Raw genomic sequence first — 5,853 nt, 5'->3', positions numbered from 1 at the left:
CCTATAATAAAATACCCGCCGTCTTTCCGGCGGTATTGGGTATTACGTTTATTTTTACAGCAGGAGGCTCTTGTGTCATTTGATTATCTGAAAACTGCCATTAAGCAAAAGGGCTGTACCCTGCAACAGGTGGCAGATGCCAGTGGCATGACCAAGGGATATTTAAGTCAACTGCTGAATGCCAAAATTAAAAGCCCCAGCGCGCAAAAGCTGGAGGCGTTGCACCGGTTTCTCGGGCTGGAGTTTCCGCGCCAGCAGAAGAATATCGGTGTGGTATTCGGTAAGTTTTATCCGCTGCATACCGGCCATATCTATCTTATCCAGCGCGCGTGTAGTCAGGTCGATGAACTGCATATCATCATGGGGTATGACGACACGCGCGATCGCAGCCTGTTTGAAGACAGTGCTATGTCGCAACAGCCCACGGTGCCCGATCGTCTACGCTGGCTGCTGCAAACCTTTAAGTATCAGAAAAATATCCGTATTCATGCCTTCAACGAAGAGGGTATGGAGCCGTATCCACACGGTTGGGATGTGTGGAGCAACGGGATCAAAACGTTTATGCAGGAGAAAGGGATCCAGCCTAACTGGATTTACACCTCTGAAGAGTCAGATGCCCCGCAGTATCTGGAACATCTGGGGATCGAAACCGTGCTGGTAGATCCCAAACGAACGTTTATGAACATCAGCGGCGGGCAAATCCGTGAGAACCCGTTTCGCTACTGGGAGTATATTCCTACAGAAGTGAAGCCGTTTTTCGTGCGCACCGTGGCGATCCTCGGCGGAGAGTCGAGCGGAAAATCGACGCTGGTGAACAAGCTCGCCAATATCTTTAACACTACCAGTGCGTGGGAATATGGGCGTGATTACGTCTTCTCCCATTTGGGCGGTGATGAGATGGCGTTGCAGTATTCCGACTACGATAAAATCGCCCTGGGACAAGCCCAATACATTGATTTTGCTGTCAAGTATGCCAATAAAGTGGCGTTTATCGACACCGATTTCGTTACCACTCAGGCCTTCTGCAAAAAGTATGAAGGGCGTGAACACCCGTTTGTGCAGGCCCTGATTGACGAGTACCGCTTTGACCTGGTGATCCTGCTGGAGAACAATACTCCATGGGTGGCGGATGGCTTACGCAGTCTCGGCAGTTCGGTTGACAGAAAAGCGTTTCAGTCGCTGCTGGTCGAGATGCTGCAGGAAAACAATATCAATTTTGTGCACGTTCAGGAACCCGACTATGACGGTCGATTTCTGCGCTGCGTGGAGTTGGTGAAAGAGTTGATGGGCGAGCAGAGATAGCGTAAATGCCGGATGGCGTTGCGCTTATCCGGCCTACAAGTCGCACTAACCTCGTAGGCCGGATGAGGCGTAACGCCGCCACCCGGCGCTTAACGGTAATTACTTAGAAATACGCTTGTACTTAATACGCTTCGGCTCCAGCGCATCTGCGCCCAGCGTGCGTTTCTTGTACTCTTCGTATTCGGTAAAGTTACCTTCGAAGAACTCAACCTTACCTTCATCCTGGTAATCCAGGATGTGGGTCGCGATACGGTCGAGAAACCAACGGTCGTGCGAGATGACCATCGCGCAGCCCGGGAACTCCAGCAGGGCGTTTTCCAGCGCGCGCAGGGTTTCGATATCCAGGTCGTTGGTTGGTTCATCAAGCAGCAGCATGTTGCCGCCAACCTGCAGCAGCTTCGCCAGGTGCAGACGACCGCGCTCACCGCCGGAGAGTTCGCCTACGCGTTTACCCTGATCAACACCTTTAAAGTTGAAGCGGCCTACGTAGGCGCGGCTTGGCATCTCGGTGTTGCCGATCTTCATGATATCCAGCCCGCCGGAAACTTCTTCCCACACGGTTTTGCTGTTGTCCATGGCGTCACGGAACTGGTCAACGGAAGCTAGCTTGACGGTTTCACCCAGCGTGATGGTGCCGCTGTCTGGCTGTTCCTGACCGGACATCATACGGAACAGGGTAGATTTACCCGCGCCGTTCGGACCGATGATGCCGACGATGGCGCCTTTCGGTACGGAGAAGCTCAGGTCGTCAATCAGAACGCGATCGCCGTAGGATTTACGCAGATTGGTGACTTCAACGACTTTATCACCCAGACGTGCTCCTGGTGGGATAAACAGTTCGTTGGTTTCGTTACGCTTCTGGTATTCGGTGTTGTTCAGCTCTTCAAAGCGTGCCAGACGGGCTTTACCCTTAGACTGACGGCCTTTAGCGCCCTGACGCACCCACTCCAGCTCTTTCTCAATGGATTTACGGCGAGCCGCTTCCTGAGACGCTTCCTGCGCCAGACGCTGATCTTTCTGCTCCAGCCAGGAGGAGTAGTTGCCTTCCCATGGAATACCTTCGCCGCGGTCAAGCTCCAGAATCCAGCCCGCAACGTTGTCGAGGAAGTAACGGTCGTGGGTAATCGCCACCACGGTACCTTCGAAGTCGTGCAGGAAGCGTTCCAGCCACGCAACGGATTCGGCGTCCAGGTGGTTAGTCGGTTCGTCGAGCAGCAGCATGTCTGGTTTTTCCAGCAGCAGGCGGCACAGCGCGACGCGGCGGCGTTCACCACCGGAGAGGTTCTCAATTTTAGCGTCCCAGTCCGGCAGACGCAGGGCGTCAGCGGCACGCTCAAGCTGCACGTTCAGGTTATGGCCGTCGTGCGCCTGAATGATCTCTTCAAACTTGCCCTGTTGCGCAGCGAGTTTATCGAAGTCGGCGTCCGGCTCGGCGTACTTTGCGTACACTTCATCCAGACCCTTCAGCGCGTTAACCACTTCGGCAACCGCTTCTTCCACGGATTCACGAACGGTATGTTCCGGGTTTAGTTTCGGTTCCTGCGGCAGGTAACCGATTTTAATGCCAGGCTGTGGGCGAGCTTCACCTTCGATATCGGTATCAATGCCGGCCATAATGCGCAGCAGGGTCGATTTACCCGCGCCGTTCAGACCAAGTACACCGATTTTGGCGCCAGGGAAGAAGCTCAGTGAGATGTTTTTAAGAATATGACGTTTCGGCGGAACGACTTTGCCGACACGATGCATGGTATAAACAAATTGGGCCACGTTGGACTCGCCTCTTTATTTATCCCGTCATACTTCAAGCCGCAGATGCGTTGGCTGTGAGTTACTCGGCTCATCCATGAGCCTCGCCCTTGCGGGCCGCTGCTCCGCAGCGTTCAAATCTGTTCCTGACAGATTTGTCGTTCCCCCCAGTCACGCACTATGTACGCTCAGGGGATTTACTCCCTCGCCGCCTTGCTGCAACTTGAATTATTTAGGGCTAATTATTGGTAAATAGTTATCAAAGGCGAAGTGTAGCCTTTTTCATTGCCCAATCCCAGCCAGCAGATCTCACTCGCAACAAAAGTAAAAAAGTGTCCGTGACGTGGCGCATTCTGCAATGTCTGGTTAGCATGAACTAATTAAGCGGCATGATGCTGCACAGACGTAACATGAGAAGAGGAAGAGCTTGTGGACAAAGCCAATCAATTTACCTGGCGCCTGCTGGCGGCCAGCGTATGTCTGCTGACGGTCAGTCAAGTGGCGCGAGCCGATTCCCTGGATGAGCAGCGCAGTCGCTATGCGCAAATTAAACAGGCCTGGGATAACCGACAGATGGATGTCGTAGAGCAGATGATGCCCGGCCTGAAGAATTATCCTCTGTATCCTTATCTGGAATATCGTCAGATTACTGACGATCTGATGAATCAGCCTACCATTACCGTTACCAATTTTGTGCGCGCCAACCCGACGCTGCCCCCCGCGCGTACTCTGCAATCACGTTTCGTGAATGAACTGGCGCGACGGGAGGACTGGCGTGGACTACTGGCGTTCAGCCCAGAAAAACCGGGTACCACGGAAGCGCAATGCAACTATTACTTTGCGAAATGGAGCACCGGGCAAACCGAAGAGGCCTGGCAGGGCGCGAAAGAACTGTGGTTGAGCGGGAAAAGCCAGCCCAACGCCTGTGACAAATTATTCGGCGTATGGCGCGCCTCAGGAACTCAGGATCCGCTGGCGTATCTGGAGCGTATTCGTCTGGCGATGAAAGCCGGGAATACCGGTCTGGTCACGGCGTTGGCTGGACAAATGCCCGCGCAATACCAAACTATCGCTTCGGCGATCATCGCGCTGGCCAACGATCCGAATTCGGTGATGACCTTTGCACGCACCACTGGCGCGACGGATTTCACCCGACAGATGGCGGCGGTGGCTTTTTCCAGCGTGGCGCGTCAGGACGCGGAAAATGCCCGCCTGATGATCCCGTCTCTGGCGCAGGCGCAACAGCTGAATGACGAGCAAACCCAGGAGCTGCGCGACATCGTCGCCTGGCGTCTGATGGGTAATGACGTTACCGATGAGCAGGCCAAATGGCGCGATGACGCCATTATGCGCTCGAATTCCACCTCGCTTGTGGAGCGCCGTGTGCGCATGGCGCTGGGAACCGGCGATCGTCGTGGTCTGAATACCTGGCTGGCGCGTCTGCCAATGGAAGCAAAAGAGAAAGATGAGTGGCGATACTGGCAGGCGGATCTGCTGCTTGAGCGCGGGCGCGAGGCGGAAGCCAAAGAGATCCTGCACCAGCTCATGCAGCAGCGCGGTTTCTATCCGATGGTGGCGGCACAGCGTCTGGGTGAAGAGTACGAGCTGAAAGTGGATAAAGCCCCGGCAAACGTTGACTCTGCGCTGACTCAGGGACCGGAAATGGCACGTGTGCGCGAGCTAATGTACTGGAACCTGGACAATACCGCGCGCAGTGAATGGGCGAATCTGGTCACCAGTCGCACGAAGTCTGAGCAGGCTCAGCTGGCGCGTTACGCGTTCAACAATCACTGGTGGGATCTGAGCGTACAAGCGACGATCGCCGGTAAGCTGTGGGATCATCTGGAAGAGCGTTTCCCACTGGCCTACAAGGATCTGTTTACACGCTACACCAGCGGCAAGGATATTCCGCCAAGCTATGCGATGGCGATAGCGCGTCAGGAAAGCGCCTGGAACCCGAAAGTAAAATCGCCGGTTGGTGCCAGCGGGCTGATGCAGATTATGCCGGGCACGGCGACGCATACGGTGAAAATGTTCACGATTCCAGGTTACAGCAGCCCGAGCCAACTACTGGATCCTGATACCAACATCAACATTGGTACCAGCTATTTACAGTATGTCTATCAGCAATTCGGCAATAACCGCATTTTTGCGTCGGCGGCCTATAACGCTGGACCGGGGCGCGTTCGCACCTGGCTTGGCAATAGCGCGGGTCGTATCGATGCTGTCGCGTTTGTCGAAAGCATTCCATTCTCTGAGACGCGTGGCTACGTGAAGAACGTGCTGGCTTACGATGCGTACTATCGCTATTTCCTTGGTGATAAGCCGGGGTTGATGAGCGACGCAGAATGGCAACGTCGTTACTGATCGTGTCGGTTGTGTTATGCTATCGTACTCGTTAAAGAGTACAAAAGGGGGAGGCAAGCACGCTTCCCCCGCAACGATGGCGATAACTTATGACTCAGCAATCACCCTATTCGGCAGAGATGGCAGAACAGCGTCACCAGGAGTGGTTACGTTTTGTCGATCTACTTAAACACGCCTATGAACAAGACTTACACCTGCCCCTGCTCAATTTGATGTTAACGCCGGATGAGCGCGAAGCGCTGGGCACGCGCGTGCGTATCATTGAAGAGCTGCTGCGCGGCGAGATGAGTCAGCGCGAGCTTAAAAACGAGCTCGGGGCGGGGATCGCCACCATTACACGGGGGTCGAACAGCCTCAAATCTGCACCGGTGGATCTACGTCATTGGCTGGAGCAGGTGCTGCTAAAAAATGCCTGATGGCACTTCGCTTATCAGGCCT

At 54.5% G+C, this 5,853-nt stretch carries 4 protein-coding genes; 3 read left to right on the top strand and 1 reads right to left on the bottom strand.

The genetic code is table 11. The annotated features are described in order from the left end of the window. Window positions 1–72 precede the first annotated feature (72 nt). Window positions 73–1,302, top strand: coding sequence for a multifunctional transcriptional regulator/nicotinamide-nucleotide adenylyltransferase/ribosylnicotinamide kinase NadR (nadR, locus tag FDW87_RS16480; protein WP_016151614.1), 1,230 nt, complete (start codon window positions 73–75; stop codon window positions 1,300–1,302). Between the two features lie 99 nt (window positions 1,303–1,401). Here the strand turns inward: nadR and ettA are convergent, their stop codons facing one another. Next, window positions 1,402–3,069: an energy-dependent translational throttle protein EttA gene (ettA, locus tag FDW87_RS16475; protein ID WP_003019019.1), complete on the bottom strand. Its 1,668-nt coding sequence runs from the start codon at window positions 3,067–3,069 to the stop codon at window positions 1,402–1,404. Between the two features lie 408 nt (window positions 3,070–3,477). On the opposite strand from ettA, the gene sltY reads away from it, so the two are divergent. Both sltY and trpR read left to right on the top strand, forming a co-directional pair. Further along, window positions 3,478–5,415 carry a murein transglycosylase gene (sltY, locus tag FDW87_RS16470; RefSeq protein ID WP_019078320.1) on the top strand — a complete coding sequence of 646 codons (1,938 nt, stop codon included), beginning with the start codon at window positions 3,478–3,480 and terminating at the stop codon, window positions 5,413–5,415. A gap of 89 nt (window positions 5,416–5,504) precedes the next feature. Next, window positions 5,505–5,831, top strand: coding sequence for a trp operon repressor (trpR, locus tag FDW87_RS16465; RefSeq protein ID WP_019078321.1), 327 nt, complete (start codon window positions 5,505–5,507; stop codon window positions 5,829–5,831). Window positions 5,832–5,853 lie beyond the last annotated feature (22 nt).

This window comes from Citrobacter sp. wls826, from assembly GCF_005281245.1.
Taxonomy (GTDB): domain Bacteria; phylum Pseudomonadota; class Gammaproteobacteria; order Enterobacterales; family Enterobacteriaceae; genus Citrobacter; species Citrobacter braakii.
Note: the sequence above shows the minus strand (reverse complement) of the source record. Positions and strands in the feature narration are given on the sequence as shown.

Coding starts and splice junctions, on each gene's coding strand:
- trpR (WP_019078321.1), top strand. CDS start 5,505: ATGACTCAGCAATCACCCTATTCGGCAGAGATGGCAGAACAGCGTCAC.